Raw genomic sequence first — 18,968 nt, 5'->3', positions numbered from 1 at the left:
GCTCGCGGTCGGCGGCGCCGCGGGCGGATCCGACGGTGACGCGGACGGGCGACCGGAGTAGCGTCCGGAGCGGAGCGGGCGCGACGGTGCGGCCGCGGGACGGAGGACGGCGATGATCCGGAGCGAGAGGGCCTTCAGCGGCTTCAGCGTGGACGACGTGGAGGCGGCGCGGGCCTTCTACGGCGGAGTGCTCGGGCTCGAGGTCGAGCTGAACGCGATGGGGATCCTCGACATCCGGCTGCCGGGCGGAGGCCGCGCGATCGCGTACCCGAAGCCGGACCACGAGCCGGCGTCGTTCACGATCCTGAACTTCTCGGTGGAGGACGTCGACGCGGCGGTCGCCGAGCTGCACGCGGCAGGCGTCACCACGGCGATCTACGACGACCCGTCGCTGCCGACCGATGCGGACGGAGTGATGCGCGGCCACGGGCCGACGATCTGCTGGTTCCGCGATCCGGCGGGCAACGTGCTGAGCGTGATCGAGGGCGACTGAGGTCTCGGCCCGCGCACTGTCAGCCGCGGGAAGCACGTCCGCGACCCGTGTTAACGACGAAAGCCGGCCCTTCTCAGGACCGGCTTTCGCTTTCTTGTTGCGGGGGCAGGATTTGAACCTACGACCTCTGGGTTATGAGCCCAGCGAGCTACCGAACTGCTCCACCCCGCGGCACAAGAAGAGACATTACACGCGTTCCGGCGCCGATGCAAATCGACGCGGCGGTGGGAGCGGGCTCCGGACTCAGGCGGGCTTGGCGGCGCGCAGCACGGCGCTCCCGTCCACGCTCAGCCCGACCGCCGTCAGGGCGGCTGCGAGCTCGGACGAGGTGCGCGACCAGGTGCGGACGTCGGCGCCGACGGGAGCGGACGACGACGGGGCGACGAGCACCGCGCCGCCGGGGGCGACGAACCACTCCACCAGCCGCGCCCACTCCTCCAGGTCGGGGAGCCACGAGACGACGCCGGCGCTGCAGAGCACGACGTCGAACGAGTCGGGCTCCGGCAGCATGTGCCGCAGCTCGTAGAGGTTCGCGCAGACGAAGCGGGCGGAGCCGGCGAGGTCCCTGTCCGCGGCGCCGGCGCGTGCTCGGCGCACGGCGGGCATCGAGAAGTCGACGCCCACCACGCGGGCGCCGCGCTCGGCGAGCTCGAGCGCGTCGAGCCCGTCGCCCGAGCCGAGCTGGAGGATCCTCGGACCGGGGTCGAGGAGCGCCGCGGTGACGAGCTCCGGGTGGAGCGCACCCTCGCCGGTGCGCTCCTCCCAGTACCTGCGGTTCAGCTCGAGCCACTCCCCCGAGCGGAGGTGCTCGCCGCGGTCGACCTGCACCATGCGGGCTACTGGCCGCCCTCGGCCTGCAGCGCCCGCGAGAGCGCCTCGGTCAGCTGCTCGTCCGCCGCCGCGAAGGCGGTGAGGTCGCCCGCCTTGAGGGCGTTCTCGCGAGCCGTGAGGGCGTCCCGCGCGTCGTTCAGCGCCTGCTGCAGCGCCGTCTGGTCGCCCGTGGCCGGCGTGGAGCCGGTGCCGCCGGTCGTGCCGCCCGCGTCGCCTCCGGTGTCGCCGCCCGAGGTGCCGGTGCCGGCGTCCGGAGTCGTCGGCGTGCCGGTGTCGCCCGCGTCGGCTCCCGAGTCGCCGCCGAAGAGGCTGTCGAGGGCCGCGTCGAGGGTGTCCTCGAAGGCGATGTCGTCACCGAACGCGACCAGCACCTTCTGCAGGAGCGGGAAGCTCGTGTCTCCGTTGGAGCGCACGTAGATCGGCTGGACGTAGAGCAGGCCGCCGCCGACCGGCAGCGTGAGCAGGTTGCCCCTCGTGACGGTGGTGTCGCCGCGGGAGAGGATGTTCAGCTCGTTCGCGACCGTCGGGTCGGTGGTGAACGCGTTCTGCACCTGGCCGGGGCCGGGCACCGTGTCGTCCTTCGGCAGCTCGAGCAGGCGGAGCGTGCCGTAGCCGTCGGCCACGGAGCCCGCCGTCGAGCCGGCGTCGGAGTCGGCCACGAGGTAGCCGGTCAGCACGTTGCGGCTGGCCTGCGCGCCCTGGACGCTCGCCGGGATGTACGTCGAGTAGAGCGAGTACGACGGCACGTCCTGATCCGGCGTCTGCAGCGTCAGGTAGTACGGAGGCTGCAGGCTGGTGCCGGTCGCGGCGGCCGTGGTCGCGGCTCCGCTCGTCGGGTCGTTCGGCGTCGCCCAGGCGTCCTCGCGGGAGTAGAAGGAGCCCGCGTCGGTGACGTGGTAGGTGCCGAGGACCGCGCGCTGGACCTTGAAGAGGTCCTCCGGGTACCGGACGTGGCTGAGCAGCTCGCCCGACATGTCGCTCACGGGCTTCACCGTGGTCGGGAAGATCTTCTGCCAGGTCTGCAGGATCGGGTCCTCGGTGTCCCACGCGTAGAGCGTGACGCTGCCGTCGTACGCGTCGACGGTCGCCTTCACCGAGTTGCGGATGTAGTTGACGTCGTCGGTCGGGAACTGCTGCTGCGTGTTCGTGTCGGCGATCGCCTGCGAGAGGCTCTGCACCTCCGAGTACGGGTAGTCGGCCGAGGTGGTGTACCCGTCGACGACCCACTTCACGCGGCCATCGACGACGGTCGGGTAGGCGTCGGAGTCGAGCTTGAGGTACGGCGCGACCTTCTGGACGCGCTGCACGGGATCGCGGTCGTAGAGGATCTGCGAGTCGTCGTTCACGCCGTCCGAGAGGAAGATCTGCTCGGACTGGAACTTGATCGCGTAGACGAGCTTCTTGAAGACGTTGTCGAGAGCGGGGCCGCCCTCGCCGTCGAAGGTCGTGTAGGTCTGCTGCGCGCCGTCGGTGCCCGAGGGGTAGTCGAGCTCGATGTCGCGCGAGTCGTTGCCGCCCACGATCGAGTACGGCGGGGAGTTCTCGCCGAAGTAGATCCGCGGCTCGTAGTCGCCGAGGTCGCCCGTCGTCGGGACACCGGACTCGATGAACACCGGCTCTCCGTCGGCCGAGCGCTGGTTGCCGTACGCGGCGACCAGGCCGTAGCCGTGGGTGTAGACCAGCGTCTGGTTGTACCAGGTCTGGTTGGTGCCGAGGCCGTTGAGGTTCAGCTCGCGGACGCCGACCACGGCGTCCTGCGTCGATCCGTCGATGGAGTAGCGGTCGACGTCGAGCGCGTTCTGCGTGTCGCCGAACTTGTAGTACTGGCGGAACTGCTGCAGCTGCGAGAACGCGTCGGTGACGACGGCGGGGTCGAGGATGCGGATGTTCGCGGTGGTCTCGGCGTCCGAGCGCAGGGCGCCCGGCTCCGCGTCCGTGGTCGCGTCGTAGGGGATGACGTCGACGTCGCTGACGCCGTAGGCCTGGCGGGTCATGTCGATGTTGTTCTGGATGAAGGGCTGCTCGAGCGTGCGCTCGTTGGGCTCGACCTGGAACTTCTGCACGATCCACGGGTAGAGGGAGCCGACGAGCAGGCTCGACACGATCAGCAGCGCGGTGCCGATGACCGGGAAGCGCCAGCGGCCGATGAAGGCGGTGACGACGAAGAGGATCGCGACCAGCGCCGCGATGCCGGCCAGGATCTGCAGGCCCGGGATCGTCGCGTTGACGGTGGAGTAGGTGGCGCCGGTGATGCGGGGCCCCTGCTGCGCGAGCGTCGCGTACTGGTCGAGCCAGAGGCTGACCGCCTGCACGGCGAGGTAGAGGGCGGCGATGACCGCCAGCTGGATGCGCGAGGCCTTCGAGATGCGGATCTCGCGGCCGTTCACCCGGATCGCTCCGTAGAGGTAGCCGGTGGCGAGGGTCGCGAACGCCGAGATCAGCAGGACCGCCGACGCGAAGCCGACGATGCTCTGGTAGAAGGGCAGCTCGAAGAGGTAGAACGACGTGTCGAGGCCGAACTGCGGATCCGTGGTGCCCGAGGGCGTGCGGTTCCAGAAGGTGAGGCTCGTCTGCCAGCGGGTGGCGGAGGAGACGCCGGCGAAGAGGCCGAGCACCGCGGGGATCCCGAAGGTGGCCAGGCGCCGCAACGGCTCCACGACCTGCTGGTAGCGGTCGATCTGCGAGTTGAGCTTCGCGTAGACCGGCCGGAGGCGGTAAGCCAGCATCAGGCTGATGAACACCGGCACCGCCATGGCGACGAAGCCGATGACGAAGAGACCGCCCGCCGCCGCCCACTGCGTCGTGAGCACGGAGAGGAAGCCGAGCTGGTCGTACCAGAGGATGTCGGTGTACAGACCGGCGAAGACGAAGAACGCCACCACCAGGACGGCCACCACCACGACAGTGACGGCGAGGACGCTCCGTCTCTTCCGCGGCGGGGTTTCGGTTGCTGTGGAACTCACGTGAGGGCCTCTTGCTGTCGAGATGTGAGGGGAGGCCACCCATGCTATGCGACGGCTGTCCGGCTCACCTGGGCGTCGACCCGGGGTCGGCGGGCGGGATCAGTCGAGGGGAGCGGCGGTGCTGCAGTCCGGCAGCCCGGAGGTGTCGCCCGCGGCGATGCCCTTCAGTGCGGCGAGGGCGTCGTCGAGGGTCGAGACCGCGAGCACGTCGAGCCCGTCGGGGACGTGGCCGACGACCTCGTTGCAGTTGGTCGCGGGGGCGAGGAAGTACTCGGCTCCGGCGCCCTCCGCCCCGTAGAGCTTCTGGCGGATCCCGCCGATGGCGCCGACCTCGCCGGCCGCGTCGATCGTGCCGGTCCCGGCGACGCTCCGCCCGCCGTTGAGCTCGCCCTCGGTGAGCTTGTCGATGATCCCGAGGGCGAACATCATGCCCGCGCTCGGCCCGCCCACGTCGTCCAGCTGGATGTCGACCTCGAACGGGAAGTCGAAGGCCGCTCCGGGGAGGACGCCGATGACGGCGGCGCCGTTCGAGTCGCGCGGCGTGACCTCCACCTCCTGCCGGACGCCCTCGCGCTCGATGCTGACCTGCACCGGGGAGCCGGTGCCGAGGGTCTGCAGGGTCGCGCGCAGGGCGGTCGCGTCGGCGACCGGGGTGCCCGCGACCGCGAGGATCTCGTCCCCCGCCTCCAGGACGCCCTCGGCCGGGGAACCCTCGGGCACCTGCACGACCGAGACGCGCTGCTCGACGGGGTAGCCGAGCTCGGTGAGCGCGGCGGCGATCGCCTCCTGCTGGGAGTCGGTCATCTCGGCCTGGTTCGCCTCGTCGCGCTCCTCGACCGTGGAGGAGGGAGGGAAGATCGCGTCGACCGGGACGACCGCCTTGGTCCTGTCGAACCAGGCGCTCGCGACCTCGACCCAGGTGGGCAGGCTCTGCGGGTTGCCGACGACCGACACGGTGAGCATGTCGAGCGTGCCGGCCGTGGGATAGGTGGTGCGGTCCGGGATCGAGATGAGGGGCACGTCCTTGCTGCTGCCCAGGGTGTCGAACACGGGGCCGGGCTGCTCGATCACGTAGGGGGCGGGCGCGACGCCCAGACCGACCACGACGGCGACACCCGAGAGGAGGACGACCGGTCCGACCCACGGGCGGCGCGGGGAGGAGGAGGGGCGCGGGTCGTCGGAGAACAGCGACACGGGGGCCTTTCTGGCAACGGGTGGAGCGGCTCCGCCGGGATGTTCGCGGCGGGCGGAAGCGGGCTGGGCCCGAGCGGTGCTCTGCACGCCGAGGCCCCGGGCGCTCGGGCTAACGTAGCTTGCACGACTGGGAGTCGCGCCGGAACCGGCGCCCTGTGCAGGGCCGCGGAGGCGGTGCGGCGACCGGATTCAGGTGAGCGACGGAGGGCTGATCCCGATGGCCGATGGCGACAGTGCGGACCGAGCGGGCGGCGGCTCCGAGGACGAGTTCCGGGAGATGCTGCGGCAGTTCCTCTCGGGGAACGGCCCGGTCGACCCCTCGCAGCTCGCCGGAGCGGCAGGCCTGCCGAACGACCCGGTGGCCCTGCAGAACCTGCTCTCGCAGCTGCAGAGCGCGATGCAGCAGAACGGCGACGGCGGCGTCAACTGGACGCTCTCGCTCGAGCAGGCGAAGCAGCTCGCGCGCGCCGAGTCCGCGCCGGTGTCCGACTCCGTGCGGGCTCCGATCGACGCGGCCTTCGGCGTCGCCGCGCTCTGGCTCGACGAGGTCGCGTACGTCTCCGAGCTGAGCCGCACGCCGCGCTCGATCAGCCGCCTCGAGTGGATCTCCCTGACGATGCCGGTCTGGACCCAGCTCGCCGAGCCGGTGGCGCTGAGCATCTCGGACGCGCTGACCCGCGTGCTCCGCGAGCAGGCCCCGGAGGAGATGCAGGCGATGATCGCCGGTGCCGAGGGCATGATGCGCGGGATCGGCGGCACCCTGTTCGCCCTGCAGCTGGGCCAGGTCGTCGGGCAGCTCGCCGCCGAGGTCGTCTCGGGCGGCGACATCGGCATCCCGCTGCTGGAGGAGAACGACGCGGCGATCCTGCCGCAGAACGTCGCCGCGTTCGGCGAGGGCCTCGACATCCCGCTGGACCAGGTGCAGCTGTACCTGGCGGTCCGCGAGCTCGCGCATGCCCGCCTCTTCCGGCACGGCAAGTGGCTCCGTCTCGCCCTCATCTCGCAGATCACCGACTTCGCGCGCGGGATCAGCATCGACACCACCCGCCTCGAGGAGCTGGCCGAGGGCTTCGACCCGTCGAACCCCGAGGAGCTCCGCGACGCGATGACCTCCGGCGCGCTCATCCCGCCGAAGACGGAGGAGCAGCTCGCCGCGCACGGCCGCCTCGAGACCGTCCTCGCCCTCATCGAGGGATGGGTCGACGTCGTCACCGCGGCGGCGACCACCCGCCTGCCCAGCGCCGGGGCGATCGCCGAGACGGTCCGCCGCCGCCGCGCCTCCGGCGGGCCGGCCGAATCCGCCTTCGCGACCCTCGTCGGCCTGGAGCTGCGCCCGCGCCGCCTCCGTGAGGCCGCCGCGATGTGGCAGGCCGTGACCGACGCCGTCGGGCCCGAGGCCCGCGACTCCCTCTGGTCGCACCCCGACCTGCTCCCCGGCTCAGAGGACCTGGACGACCCGAGCGCGCTCGTCGCCCGGCTCACGGCCGAGGCCCGCGGCGAGACCCCGGAGCCCGACGAGATGGACCGCGCGCTGGAGGACCTGCTGAACGGCACGATGCCGCGCGAGGGCGACGGCGCCTCCGGAGACGCTCCGGACACGACCGACGACGCCGGCTCGCCGGACGACGACGACCGCGGCTCCTCCCCCACGGGCGACCGCCCCGTCTGACCCCCCCCGTCCGGCGCCCCGCCTGTGGACAACTCGCGCGGCGCCGGGCCGGTCTCGGCCATGATCGCCGGATGGTGCTCCGGCTCGATCCCCGACTCCCCCTGCTCTGGCGCTCCGCGACCGCGGTGCAGCTCGGCCTCGACCGGCCGCACGCGGTGCTGGACGGCATCGGCTACCCGGAGGAGCTGCTGCTCGACGCCCTCCGCGTAGGCACCAGCGCCGGCACCGTCCGCCTGATCGCGGCGCGCGCCGGAGCGACCGAGGCGCGGGTCGACGAGGTGCTCGAGGCGCTCCGGCCGGTCCTGCTGCGCAGCGTCGCGCCCGGCCCTCCCCCGGCACCGCGGGTCGTCGTCGAGGGGACGGGCGCGGCACCGGACGCACTGCGCACGCTGCTCCGGAGCGAGGGCTGCTCGCTGCTCGCCGACGACGGGACGCCGGACCTCGCCGTGCTGATCGCCGACTTCGCGGTCGCCCCCGCCCGCGCCGCGCACTGGCTCGCGGCCGACGTGCCGCACCTGGCGGTGGTGTTCGGCGACGAATCGGTGCGCCTCGGACCCCTGGTGGAGCCGGGGTCCGGACCGTGCCTGCACTGCGCTGAGCGGGACCGGATGGACCTCGACCCGGATCGCGCGCGCCTCGTGATCCAGGTGCTCGGCCGCACGGCCCCCACCCGCACGCCGCTCGCGAGCGCGGCGATCGCCGTGGCGGCCGCCGACGCCGTGCTGCGGCGGCTGCTCGCGGGCTGGCGAGGGCTCCGCGGGGCCGAGCGGATCTACAGCGACGCCTCCGGAGCGTTCACCGTGCGGGAGCGGGAGCCGCACCCCGAGTGCGCGTGCCGAGCTCTTCGAGGAAGCGCGACGGCTCCCTCCGCGTGACGCGGCCGACCGTCGAGCGCGCCCATGACAGGCGCAGGCGCCGGCGGGCCCGGGTGATGCCGACGTAGAGGAGGCGCCGCTCCTCGTCGATCGCCTCGAGGCCGGCGGCGTACGAGATCGGCAGCAGGCCCTCGGCGAGCCCCATCAGGTGCACCGACTCCCACTCGAGGCCCTTCGCCGAGTGCAGCGTGGCGAGGGTGACCGCGCCGCGGTCCGGCTCGTGGTGCACCTGCTGGCGTGCGATCAGGTCGTCGGTGAACTGGCGGAAGGTCCATCCGGCAGGGGCCTCGTCGACGAGGCGGGCCAGCGTGTCCAGCGACTCCCACCGGTCGCGCACCGCACCGGGCGCCGACGGGGGCTCGGCGCTCCAGCCGAGCGAGCGGAGGACGTCGCTCACCGACTTGAACAGCGGCTCGCCGCTGATCGACACGGACGCCGCGCGCAGCTGCATCACGGCCTGCTTCACCTCGGGGAGGTCGAAGAAGCGCTTGCCGCCGCGCATGTGCGCGCTCACTCCCCGCTCGTGCAGGGCGTGCTCGATGACCGCCGACTGGCTGTTGGTGCGGAAGAGGACCGCGATGTCGGAGGGGCGCACCCCCGCCTCGATGTCGGCCGCGACCCGCGCCGCGATCCCGCGCGCCTCCGCGATGTCGTCCGGGTAGGCGTCGATCGCGGGCTCCGGCGCCTCGGCGGCGGCGACGGCGTGGAGCGAGAGGGCGCCGGGCCTGCCCCGCATGAGGCGGTTCGCGGTCTGCACGATCGGCACGGCCGAGCGGTAGTTCTCCTCCAGACGCACCACGGTGGCGGCCGGCCAGCGGGACGGGAAGTCGAGGAGGTAGTCGGCCCGCGCACCCGCGAAGGAGTAAATGGTCTGGCTGGCGTCGCCGACGACGCAGAGGTCGCTCCGGTCGCCGAGCCAGAGCTCCAGGAGCCGCTGCTGCAGCGGCGAGACGTCCTGGTACTCGTCGACGACGAAGAAGCGGTACTGCTCGCGCACCTGCATCGCCATCGCGGGCTCGGACTCGAGCATCCCGGCGGTCACGAGCAGGACGTCCTCGAAGTCGATCTGGCGGCGCTGGTCCTTCAGCCCCTCGTACTCGTCCACGAGCGCGACCGTCTGCTCCAGGGTGAGCCGTCCGGGCAGGGGGCGCGTGCGGGCGGCGACGGCGTACTGCTCGAGCGAGAGGGCGGACACCTTCCGCCACTCGATCTCGGCCGAGAGGTCGCGGAGCGTCGCCGTGTCGAGCTTCAGGCGGAGCCGCTCGGCCGCGTGCCCGAGCAGGCGGGCCTTGCCGTCGAGCAGCTGGGGCATCGTGCCCCCCACCAGCTGCGGCCAGAAGTAGCCGAGCTGCGAGAGGGCGGCGGCGTGGAAGGTGCGGGCCTGGACGCCCCCGGCGCCGAGCACCCGCAGGCGCGAGCGCAGCTCGGCCGCGGCGCGGCTCGTGAAGGTCAGGGCCATGACGCGACCGGGCGTGTAGACGCCGGTCGCCACTCCGTGCGCGATGCGGTGCGTGATCGTCCGGGTCTTGCCGGTGCCCGCTCCCGCGAGGACGCAGACCGGCCCCAGCAGCGCCTCCGCAGCCTCGCGCTGCCCCTCGTCGAGTCCGTCGAGCAGGGTCACGCGATCGGGCCGTTCTCCAGCTCGCCTCCGTACCAGTCCTCGATCATCGCGCGGGCGATGGACGAGCGGCCGGGCAGCAGCACGGACTCGAGCGAGTCGTGCAGCTGCTGCCGGGTGAACCAGCGCAGCTCGACGATCTCCTCGCCGTCCGGGAGCAGATCCTCCGGGGACTGGTCCTCGGCGAGGCGGGCGGTGAAGCCGACCATGAGGGAGGCGGGGAAGGGCCAGGGCTGCGAGCCGAGGTACTGCGGGTCGACGACGCGCATGCCCGACTCCTCGCCGATCTCGCGGATCACGGCGGCCTCGAGCGACTCGCCCGGCTCGACGAAGCCGGCGAGCAGGGAGAAGCGGCCGGTGCCCCACATCGCGTTCGAGCCGAGGAGGAGGCGGTCGTCCGCGTCGAGGACGCAGACGATGATCGCCGGATCCGTGCGCGGGAAGACCTGGCTGCCGTCGGTGGGCGAGCGGCGGACCCAGCCGCCCTGCTCGACGACGGTCGGGTCGCCGTTGCGGGGCGAGTAGCCGTGCGAGGCGTGCCAGTTCGCGATGGCGAGAGCCTCGGTGAACAGGCCCGCGTCGCGGTCGCTCAGGCGCTCGGCGATCGGGCGCAGGCCGCTCCACCGCTCCTCGTCGGGCTCGAGCTCGGCGGCGGCCGCGTCGGTGAGGACGGTCGCGATGACAGGGGTTCCGACCGGCTCGCCGGGGGCCTCGGCGAGCGTGCGGCCGAGGTAGATCCGGAGGGTGCCGGCGGTCACGTCCTCGGGGCGGCGCAGGAGGAGGCGGTCGGCCTCGACCAGGGTCCGGTCGTGGTGCAGGACGAGCACGCGGGTGGCGGGATCGGCGAGCAGCTCGTCGAAGAGCGCGGGCCGCGAGCGTCCGACGCCGTCGCGGTCGGCCGCATGTCGCGAGAGCGGGAGGCGATCGGCGAAGGGCAGTGACATCCGGGGCTCATTTCGTGACGGGACCGCGAGGACCGCTGTCGCGGGCCTTCGACGGCATCGGCGGGACAGCGCGTGGCGGCGGGCCGGCCGGGCACGAGCCGCCTACCCTGGAAACCATGGCCAGATCCCATCTCACTCTAGCCGCGCTGGCCACCTCGGCCGTCGAGGGCCTCGACGTCCGCTCCGCGCGCCCCTTCACGTCCTCGACGCACGGCGACTTCGACTCCGCCCTGCTGACGACGCGCGAGGGCGCCCGCCTCGTCGTGCGCGTGCCCACGTCCGCGCTCGCGGAGCAGGAGCAGCTCGGCGACCTCGTCGCGCTCCGGGCGCTGACCGCCGGCATCCGCAGCCGCCTGCCCTTCGATCTGCAGGAGAGCGTCGGGCAGACGCCGTTCGACGGCACCCGCGCGGTCGTCTACGAGTACCTCGAGGGAGATCGCGTCCTCATCGACGACGTGGCCGCGCAGAGCGGGATCGCGGACTCGATCGGCCGGGCCGTCGGGGCGATCCACTCGCTCCCGGTGTCGTTCGTCCAGGAGGCGGGCCTGCCGATCGCGACCGCGCGCGACAGCGTGAACGAGACGGTCGCGGTGATCGAGCGCGCGGCCGACACCGGCCACGTCCCGGCGGCGCTCGTCGCGCGCTGGGAGTCGGCCTCCTCCGACGAGGCGCTCTGGCAGTTCGACCCGACCGTGGTGAACGGCTCGATGACCGCCGACTCCTTCCTCCGCTCGGGCGACGTCGTCGCGGCCGTGCTCGGCTGGGCGGCGCTGCGGGTCGGCGACCCGGCGCGCGACCTGCACTGGCTGCTGAGCGCCCCGGGCTCGGAGACGGCGCTCTCCGCCTACTCCCGGATGCGCGCGGGAGCAGTGGACCGCACGATCCGCCAGCGCGCCCAGCTCTACGCCGAGCTCGAGCTCGCCCGCTGGCTGCTGCACGGCACCGAGACCGACGACTCCGCCATCGTGGACGACGCGGTCGCCATGCTCGACACGCTGGTCGACAGCGTGCTCGGCGACCTCTCCGCGCCCCTCTCGACCGACACCGGCCCGGTGCTGGAGGTCTCGGAGGTCGAGGAGCTGCTCAACCGCACGCCGGGAGCCCGCACGGGCTCCTCCGCTCACGGCCGCGGGCTCGCTCCCGTCGCCGAGGAGAGCGACTCCGCGAGCTCGCGCTCGGAGTAGAACCGCTCGGGCCGCAGCACGAGGTCGTCGGCGACGAAGTAGAACACGGCGTCGACGCTCTCGAGCGGCACTCCCCGCCAGCGCGAGTAGGCGAGCCGGTACAGCGCGAGCTGGAACTGCTTGAGCTCGAGGTCGGCGGCGTCCTTCGGCGCCCGCCCGGTCTTCCAGTCGACGATCTGCACACCGTCCTCCGTCGGGTACACCGCGTCGAGCTTGCAGACGACGACGTGGCCGGCGAGCTGGAGGTGGATCTCGATCTCGACCGCCTCCGGGCGCCGGTCGGCCCACTCCGAGCGCTCGAAGGTGGCGATCAGGGCGTCGAGCCGCTCCTGCTCGACGCTCGCGGGGCCGGCGTCGTCGAGCTCGTCGGGGAAGGTGTCGACCGCCTCCGCCCCGCCCTGGACGCCGAAGCGGTTCTCGACCCAGGAGTGGAAAGTCGTGCCGAGCCGGGTCTGCCGGTAGGGGCGCTCCGGCATCGGCCGGCGCAGCTGCGCCGCGACCTCGTCCGGCGTGCTGACGATGTCCTTGAATCGGGAGGCGGGGATGCGGGTGGGCAGCGGCGTGCGCTCGCCCCCGGCCAGCCGCACCGCCCGCTCGGCGAGCAGCAGGCGGATGTCGTCGCCGCGCGCCCCGAGCAGAGCGGGCTCGGCGCTGCGGACCCGGGCGGCGGCGGCGCGGACCCGGTCGCCGCGGGAGCCGAGCGGATCGTGGGGCCAGCGGAACGTGCGCTGGGCCCGCTCGAGCGGGTTCTCCTCGTTCGCGGGCTCGGTCGGCAGCGGCGGGATCGTGCCGGCCTCCTCGAGGTCGCGGAGGAAGACGCCCGGTCCGCGCGGCTTGGCCTGGCCGGCCCACCACGAGCCGCTGAGCAGGAGGTGGTGACGCGCCCGCGTGACGGCCACATAGGCGAGGCGCCGCTCCTCCGCCTCGTTGCGCTCGCGGAGGGTGTCGCCGAACGCTCCGATCGCGTCGACGACCTCCTTCTGCGTGCTGCAGCCACGCCAGGCGAGATCGGGGAGCTCGGCGGCGTCGCCGCGGAACGCGTAGGGCATCGCGCCCAGTCTGACCCACCCGCGGAAGCCCTCGACCGGCGTGCCGGGGAGCTCGCCGTCGACCATCCGCGGGACGGCGACGAGGTCCCACTCCAGACCCTTGGAGCCGTGGATCGTCAGCAGCTGCACCGTCCCCGGTTCCGGGTCCTCCGGTCGCGGGGCCAGGCCGTCGCGCTTGTCCGCGAGGACGAGCCAGCGGAGGAATCCGCGGAGGGAGGAGCCGGTGCCGGCGCCGCGGTCGTCCGTCTGCAGGTACCCGGCCACCGCCTCCCGGAAGGCCTCGAGGTTGGCGCGGCCGTCCCCGCGCGACTCGTTCGCCTCGACCTCGATGTCCAGGCCCAGCTCCTGCTCGACCAGGGTGACGAAGTCGAGGAGGTCGAGCCCGGCCCGGGCGCGCAGCCGGGCGAACAGGGTGCCCGCCTCGTGCAGGCGCCGCAGGCCCTCGGCGCTGAACCCGCCGAGCGCGGAGTGGTCGATGCGCCCGTCGTCGCCGGGGCGGCGCGCCGCGATGAAGTCGAGGGCCTCGACGATCGAGCCGCCCTCGCCCTCGGTGACGGAGGCGCGCATCCGCTCGCGCACCTCCTCCGGGAGCAGCCGGTGCGCGTGGTCGCGCGCCGCGAGCCACGAGGCGAGGTCGCGCAGCGCCTTGAGGTCGCGGACGCCCAGACGCCAGCGGGCGCCGGCCAGGAGGCGGACGAGCTCGCTGCCGGCGGCCGGGTCCTCGACCACGGTGAGCGCGGCGACGAGGTCGGCGATCTCGGGCTGCCGCAGCAGGCCCCCGATGCCGAGGATGTGGTACCGGACGCCGTGCTTCGCCAGCGCGGCGGCGAAGCGGTCCATGTGCGCGCGCACCCGGAAGAGCACCGCGGCCGACGGCGGCTCGGCGCTCTGGCGCAGGCGCCCGACGAACCAGGCGGCGACGTCGTCCGCCTCCTCCTCGATCGTCTCGGGGAAGGTGAGCTCGACCGGGTGCTCGGAGGCCTGAGGACCCGCGCTCAGCGTGTCGACCGCGACCGCACTCCCCGCCGACAGCGGCTCCACGATCGCGTTCGCGGCGGTCAGCACGCGGCGGCCGTTGCGCCAGCTCGTGCTGAGGGAGAAGCGGCCCGCTCCCCCGAAATCGGTGCCGAAGCGGCCAAGCCCCTCGGCGCTCGCACCGCGCCAGCCGTAGATCGACTGGTGCGGGTCGCCCACGGCCATCACTCCCTGCCCGGCGAAGAGCCGCGAGAGGAGGCGGGTCTGCAGCACGGAGGTGTCCTGGTACTCGTCGAGGAGCACCACCCGGTACCTCGCGCGGTGCTCGTCCACGATCCGCGGCACCCGGTCGACGATCCGCAGCGCGAGGGCCACCTGGTCCGAGAACTCGACGAAGCCGCGCTCGGCCTTCGCCTCCTGGAACCGCTCGGCGAGCGCCGTCAGCACCGGCAGCGCGCCCACGGCCTGCAGCGCCTTCTCGAGCTCGCGGTAGAGCCCCGAGCCGCTGCCTCCGCGCGGCAGCTCGCCCAGGCGGAGGAAGTCCTCGGCGAACGCGGCGACCGCGGCCGGATCGGCGAGGTTGTCGGCGAGGTCGTGCGCGAGCGAGACGACGAGGTCGGTCAGCCGGTCGATCCCCGCCTCCACCTCGAGGATGCGCGGATCGGCCGTGTCGGCCACGACTCCCCGCGCGAGATGCCAGGCGGAGGCCTCGGAGAGCACGGTCGCGTCCCCCTCGCGGCCGATCAGGGCGGCGTTGTCGCGGAAGATCGTGTTCGCGAAGGCGTTGTAGGTCGAGACGGTGGCGGCCTCGAACGGGTCGGGGGCCGACTGCCCGGGCGCGAGCGGGAGCAGGCCCGCCGCGCCGAGCTGGTCGATCCTCCGCCCGATGCGCTCGCCGAGCTCGGCCGCCGCCTTGCGGGTGAAGGTGAGGCCGAGCACCTCCGACGGCGCCGCGTGGCCGTTCGCGAGGAGCCAGAGGACGCGGTTGGCCATCGTCTCGGTCTTGCCGCTGCCGGCGCCGGCGACCACGAGGGCCGGCTCGAGCGGCGCCTCGATGACGGCGCGCTGCTCGGCGGTGGGCGGGCGCAGGTCGAGGCGCTCGGCGATGGTCAGGGCGTCGATCACGGCAGCTCCTCCTCGGAGACGGCGGAGGGGTCGGGGTCGGCGGGGCCGGATGGATGGGCCGGCGCATCGGGATCCGGCTCCTCGGAGTCCTCCAGGTCCTCTGTCTCGTCGACCTCGTCGATCGCCAGGAGGCCGTCCCCCGGGACCTCGGGCACCGCGTGGATGCGGTACCGCAGGGCGTCGCCGGGGGAGAACGGGGTCGCGTCGAGCAGGCCCGAGAAGCCCGCCGCCGCCATGCCCAGGGCCGCGGCGCGGACGCGCTCGCGCAGCCGCTCCAGCTCCTCCTCGGCGAAGCGCTCCTGGACCACCTCTCGGTACGGCTTCCCGCGCACGCCCATCGCCACGAAGAGCAGCTTCGCGCCTCCCCCGTCGGCCGGGTCGGCCGCCTCGATCGCGCCTTCGGCGACGGCGAGCTGGTAGCTGCCCAGCTGCGCGTGCTCGGCGATGTCGTCCTTGCGGGGGGTGCTGCGGCCCGTCTTGAGATCGACGATCGTGACGGAGCCGTCGGCCGCGCGCTCGACGCGGTCGATCGAGCCCCGCACCCGGGCGGGCGGGACGTCGAGCTCGAACTGCTGCTCGCGGCCGAGCACCACGCCTCCCCCGCGCTCGAAGTCGGCGAGGTAGCCCGCGAGGCCGTCGATCAGCCGCCGTGTGACGCGCTTCTGCCGCTCCCCCAGCCAGGGCGACTCGAAGACCAGCTCGGGCCACCGCGACTCGAGAGCCGCCCACAGCTCCTGCGGATCGGGCCGCTCGGCGTTCTCCAGGACCCAGTGCACGAGGGTGCCGACCCCCATCGCCGTGCTCGTCGTGGAGCCGGAGACGGCGTCGACGAACCAGTCCAGAGGGGACCGCTCGAAGGCCTCGAGGCGGCTCGGCGAGACGGAGACGGGACGCTCGGGGTCGCCGACGTCGAAGAGCGGCTCCGTGGTCGAGGGCTCGAGCACCCCGGACCAGGAGGAGGGGTCGGCGCCGGGGACCTCCGCGAGCGCCAGGGCGCTGAGCCCTCGGATGGCGGCGGGAGCCTCGGTCGAGTCCGGCGTGGTGGCGGTCCGGCGCAGCGCCGCCACCGCCCCGCGCAGCGTGAGCGGCACTGCGGAGGCGGGATCGAGCCGCGGCGCGTCCGGCGGGGTGAGCCGGAAGAAGAGGGAGGGCGTCTCGTCCTCGCCCGCGACGGCGCTGAGCACGAGCTGCCGCCGGGCGCGGGAGGCGGCCAGGGCGAACATCCGGAGCTCGTCGTCGAGAGTGGCCTTGCGGGCGTCGAGCGGCAGTCCGCCCTCGCCGCGGGCGTGCCGCAGCAGGCCGTCCGGATTGAGCAGCGAGCCGCGCTGGCGGAGGTTGGGCCAGACGCCGTCCTGCAGCCGCGCCACCACCACGACGTCGAACTCCAGGCCGACGACGGAGGAGGGCGTGCCGATCAGGACCGCGTCCTCGACGGAGCGCGGAGCGAGCGTGTCCTCGGGGACCTCCGCCTCGAGGATCTCGGTGACGAAGCCGATCGCGGAGTGCCCGGTCGCCCGCTCCACGAATCGTCGTGCGGCGCTGAAGAGGGCGACCACGCCGTCGAGGTTGCGGTTCGCCTCGGCGGCGGTCAGGCCGGTGCCGAGGGCGAGCTCGCGCCAGGAGGACGCGACGCGGCTGGACTCCCACGCCGACCACAGGAGCTCCTCGATCGAGCCCCCCTCCTCGTGCAGGCGGCGGACCCGGTCGATCGTCACGGCCAGCCGCTCGGCCTGCCGGGCGGGAGCGGAGTCGATGGTCGCGAATCGGCCGGGCGCGGCGAGGGCCTCGACCAGCAGCGGGTCGCTCGCGCGGATGCCGCCGCCGGCCAGCTCCTCCGCCCGGAGTGCGAGCCGGAGCCGGCGCAGCCCCAGCCGGTCGACCCCGCCGAACGGGCCGAGCAGCAGCTCCGCCGCGAGCTCCGCATCGAGGGGCCGCTCGCCGATCGCGACGCCGACCAGCACGAGCAGCGCCCGGGCCGCGTGATCGTCGCGCAGCGCCCGTCCGGCGAGCACGGAGCGGGTCGGCACCTCCGCCACCGCGAGCGCCTTCACCAGCGGCTGGACCGCGGCTCCGGAGCGGACGACGACCGCCATCCGCCGCCACGGCACTCCGTCGCGCAGCCGCCGCTCGCGCAGCAGCCGCGCCACCGTCGCCGCCTCCCGCGCCGCCGTCGGGGCGTGCAGCACCAGGACGGGCGCCGGGCCCGCCTCGGGGGCCGGAGCCGCGACCGCCGCCCGCTGCCGGCCGGCCGCCGCGGTGCCGATCCGCTCGGTGGCCGCGGACACGACCGCCCGCAGCGCGGCCGAGTGGCGGTGCACGCGCGCGAGCACCAGCGTCTCGACGTCGGACGCGCCGATGCTCGCGGCGAACCGGCCGAGCGTGTCGGAGGCCGCGCCGCGGTAGGCGCTGGTCGCCACGTCCGGATCGCCCAGCGCGATCACGGTCACCCCGCGCTCCGTCAGCGCCCGCAGCAGCACGAGCGTCGACTCGCTCGCCTCCTGGAGGTCGTCGACGACGACGAGGCGCAGCGCGTCGATCCGCTCGCCGCCCTCGCCCGCGCGGATCGCCTCGGCCGCGTAGGCCGCGAACTCAGCCGCGTCCAGACGGGTGCCCGCCTGGGGCGCCATCCACTCGACCACCTCGCGCAGCTCGTCGAGCACGTCGGCCGCCGCGCTCCACTCGCCGCGCTCGGCGTCGACACCGAGGGCGCGGATCGCGTCCGAGTCGAGCCCGTGCTCGGTCGCCCGCATCCCGAACTCGCGGAGCTCGGTCCGGAAGGTCCGCAGCCGCAGCACCTCGGGGCTGAACTCCTCCGGCCACCGCGGGCCGGTCCCCTCCTCGAGGTGGCCCTCGATGAGCTCCGAGAGGAGGGCGTCCTGCTCGCCGCCGGTCAGGAGGGTCGGCCGCTCGAGGCCGCGCTCCTTGGCGGAGGAGGTGACCGCCTCGAACGCGAGCGAGGTCGCGGTCCGGGCGAGCGGGCCCCGGGTCGGCACTCCCAGCCGCAGGGCGAGCACGTCGCGCAGGGCGGTGGCGGCGGTGCGGCTGGCCGCGAGCACCACGACCGACTCGGGCGGGTACCCCCGCTCGAGGACGCGCTCGGCGACCAGCTCGACGACCGTCGTGGTCTTGCCCGTCCCCGGCGCCCCGAGCACGGCGGCGCTGCGGCCCTCGGGCAGCGCGAGCACCGCGCGCTGGGAGTCGTCCAGCACGACCGCGGGCTCGCCCGGGAGCGCCTCGCCGACGGAGGCTGCGGTGGAGGGAGCGGGGGTCGCGGGAGCGGTCACACGACCACGGTAGCCACCGGGTCCGACACTCCCGCCCGTCCCCGCCGGGAGCCCCGGCCGCCCGCTCCGCTCACCGCGAAACCGGCGCGATCGTCCGAGCGCGGTCCCGTATCCTGACACCCTCGTCCCCTCCCGAAAGGCACTGCTGGTGGAAATCCGTATTGGAATGGTCAACACCCCGCGCGAGCTCAACTTCGAGTCGTCGATGTCCGTGACCGAGGTCGAGAAGACGGTGACCACCGCTCTCGAGGCCGGCACCGCCGTCCTCCGCCTCCGCGACGAGAAGGGCAAGATCTACATCGTCCCTACCGCCACCATCGCCTTCGTCGAGGTCGGCTCCGAGGAGTCGCGCCGCGTCGGCTTCGTCGCCTAGAGCGTCCCGGGCGGACACGTCGTGGAGCTCCTCTTCATCACCCTGTTCGGGGTCCTGATCGGTCTCGCCGCGCGCTACGGGCTGCCGCACCGGCACCTGCACGGCTCCGTGCTGGTCCCGGCGATCGGCGGCCTCGTCGCCGCAGTCGTCTGGGTCGCACTGACCTGGGCGGGCCTGCCGTGGGACGGCGGCCTGATCTGGGTCCTGTCCCTCGTCGCGACCGCCGTGGTCGTCGTCCCGGTCGGCCTCTCGCTCGGGCGCAGCCGCGCCCGCCGCGACGAGGCCTCCCTGCAGGCGATGCTCTCGGGACGCGTCGCCCCCTGATCCGAGCCGGAGGCGCGGGAGTCCTCGGACTTCCGCGCCTCCGTCGTTCCGGATTCCGGCGCAGTGC

At 73.8% G+C, this 18,968-nt stretch carries 13 protein-coding genes and 1 tRNA gene; 6 read left to right on the top strand and 8 right to left on the bottom strand.

Translation table 11 applies throughout. The annotated features are described in order from the left end of the window. The first annotated feature begins 112 nt into the window (after nucleotides 1-112). On the top strand, nucleotides 113-493 hold the full coding sequence (locus C5C53_RS05590) for a VOC family protein (protein WP_104226951.1): 381 nt from the start codon (nucleotides 113-115) through the stop codon (nucleotides 491-493). 97 nt (nucleotides 494-590) lie between these two features. Here the strand turns inward: C5C53_RS05590 and C5C53_RS05585 are convergent. The 4 genes from C5C53_RS05585 to C5C53_RS05570 all read right to left on the bottom strand — a co-directional run bounded on the left by C5C53_RS05585 (nucleotide 591) and on the right by C5C53_RS05570 (nucleotide 5,481). After that, nucleotides 591-664, bottom strand: a tRNA-Met gene (locus C5C53_RS05585). 72 nt (nucleotides 665-736) lie between these two features. Next, the gene (locus tag C5C53_RS05580; protein ID WP_104267038.1) at nucleotides 737-1,324 is read right to left on the bottom strand and encodes a bifunctional 2-polyprenyl-6-hydroxyphenol methylase/3-demethylubiquinol 3-O-methyltransferase UbiG; all 588 of its coding nucleotides are present in this window, start codon (nucleotides 1,322-1,324) and stop codon (nucleotides 737-739) included. 5 nt (nucleotides 1,325-1,329) lie between these two features. Next, the gene (locus C5C53_RS05575) at nucleotides 1,330-4,287 is read right to left on the bottom strand and encodes a UPF0182 family protein (protein ID WP_181027225.1); all 2,958 of its coding nucleotides are present in this window, start codon (nucleotides 4,285-4,287) and stop codon (nucleotides 1,330-1,332) included. 99 nt (nucleotides 4,288-4,386) lie between these two features. Then, the gene (locus C5C53_RS05570) at nucleotides 4,387-5,481 is read right to left on the bottom strand and encodes a PDZ domain-containing protein (RefSeq protein WP_104233183.1); all 1,095 of its coding nucleotides are present in this window, start codon (nucleotides 5,479-5,481) and stop codon (nucleotides 4,387-4,389) included. Nucleotides 5,482-5,698: 217 nt separating this feature from the next. On the opposite strand from C5C53_RS05570, the gene C5C53_RS05565 reads away from it, so the two are divergent. Continuing rightward, entirely contained in the window at nucleotides 5,699-7,150 is a 1,452-nt protein-coding gene (locus C5C53_RS05565) for a zinc-dependent metalloprotease (RefSeq protein WP_104238192.1), read from the top strand. A 71-nt stretch (nucleotides 7,151-7,221) separates the two neighbouring features. Continuing rightward, nucleotides 7,222-8,025, top strand: a complete 804-nt coding sequence (locus C5C53_RS05560; protein ID WP_104267037.1) for a hypothetical protein — start codon at nucleotides 7,222-7,224, stop codon at nucleotides 8,023-8,025. On the opposite strand, the gene C5C53_RS05555 is transcribed toward C5C53_RS05560, so the two are convergent. Together C5C53_RS05555 and nudC are read right to left on the bottom strand one after the other, a co-directional pair. Beyond that, complete coding sequence (locus C5C53_RS05555; protein ID WP_374953597.1) at nucleotides 7,946-9,682, bottom strand: ATP-dependent helicase; 1,737 nt, start codon at nucleotides 9,680-9,682, stop codon at nucleotides 7,946-7,948. The genes C5C53_RS05560 and C5C53_RS05555 overlap by 80 nt on opposite strands. Beyond that, nucleotides 9,643-10,587, bottom strand: a complete 945-nt coding sequence (gene nudC / locus C5C53_RS05550) for an NAD(+) diphosphatase (protein WP_104267036.1) — start codon at nucleotides 10,585-10,587, stop codon at nucleotides 9,643-9,645. The genes C5C53_RS05555 and nudC overlap by 40 nt, the downstream gene beginning before the upstream one ends. Before the next feature lie 116 nt (nucleotides 10,588-10,703). Here nudC and C5C53_RS05545 point away from each other — a divergent pair, with 116 nt between their 5' ends. Continuing rightward, nucleotides 10,704-11,771: a phosphotransferase gene (locus C5C53_RS05545; RefSeq protein WP_104267035.1), complete on the top strand. Its 1,068-nt coding sequence runs from the start codon at nucleotides 10,704-10,706 to the stop codon at nucleotides 11,769-11,771. Here the strand turns inward: C5C53_RS05545 and C5C53_RS05540 are convergent. Both C5C53_RS05540 and C5C53_RS05535 read right to left on the bottom strand, forming a co-directional pair. After that, nucleotides 11,708-14,920 (bottom strand): ATP-dependent DNA helicase, encoded by a 3,213-nt coding sequence (locus C5C53_RS05540; RefSeq protein ID WP_104267034.1) that lies wholly within the window; start codon nucleotides 14,918-14,920, stop codon nucleotides 11,708-11,710. The genes C5C53_RS05545 and C5C53_RS05540 overlap by 64 nt on opposite strands. After that, a complete protein-coding gene (locus C5C53_RS05535) occupies nucleotides 14,917-18,204 on the bottom strand; it encodes an ATP-dependent DNA helicase (protein ID WP_146084646.1) in 3,288 nt (1,095 codons plus the stop codon). Before C5C53_RS05535 ends, C5C53_RS05540 begins: the two co-directional genes overlap by 4 nt. 148 nt (nucleotides 18,205-18,352) lie before the next feature. Between C5C53_RS05535 and C5C53_RS05530 the strand changes: the two genes are divergently transcribed. Continuing rightward, a complete protein-coding gene (locus C5C53_RS05530) occupies nucleotides 18,353-18,577 on the top strand; it encodes a DUF3107 domain-containing protein (protein ID WP_104224841.1) in 225 nt (74 codons plus the stop codon). Between the two features lie 21 nt (nucleotides 18,578-18,598). Beyond that, nucleotides 18,599-18,901: a hypothetical protein gene (locus C5C53_RS05525; protein ID WP_104226942.1), complete on the top strand. Its 303-nt coding sequence runs from the start codon at nucleotides 18,599-18,601 to the stop codon at nucleotides 18,899-18,901. Nucleotides 18,902-18,968 lie beyond the last annotated feature (67 nt).

It is taken from the genome of Rathayibacter sp. AY1E3, assembly GCF_002932235.1.
Lineage (GTDB): Bacteria > Actinomycetota > Actinomycetes > Actinomycetales > Microbacteriaceae > Rathayibacter.
Note: the sequence above shows the minus strand (reverse complement) of the source record. Positions and strands in the feature narration are given on the sequence as shown.

Coding starts and splice junctions, on each gene's coding strand:
- C5C53_RS05590 (WP_104226951.1), top strand. CDS start 113: ATGATCCGGAGCGAGAGGGCCTTCAGCGGCTTCAGCGTGGACGACGTG.
- C5C53_RS05580 (WP_104267038.1), bottom strand. CDS start 1,324: ATGGTGCAGGTCGACCGCGGCGAGCACCTCCGCTCGGGGGAGTGGCTC.
- C5C53_RS05565 (WP_104238192.1), top strand. CDS start 5,699: ATGGCCGATGGCGACAGTGCGGACCGAGCGGGCGGCGGCTCCGAGGAC.
- C5C53_RS05560 (WP_104267037.1), top strand. CDS start 7,222: ATGGTGCTCCGGCTCGATCCCCGACTCCCCCTGCTCTGGCGCTCCGCG.
- nudC (WP_104267036.1), bottom strand. CDS start 10,587: ATGTCACTGCCCTTCGCCGATCGCCTCCCGCTCTCGCGACATGCGGCC.
- C5C53_RS05545 (WP_104267035.1), top strand. CDS start 10,704: ATGGCCAGATCCCATCTCACTCTAGCCGCGCTGGCCACCTCGGCCGTC.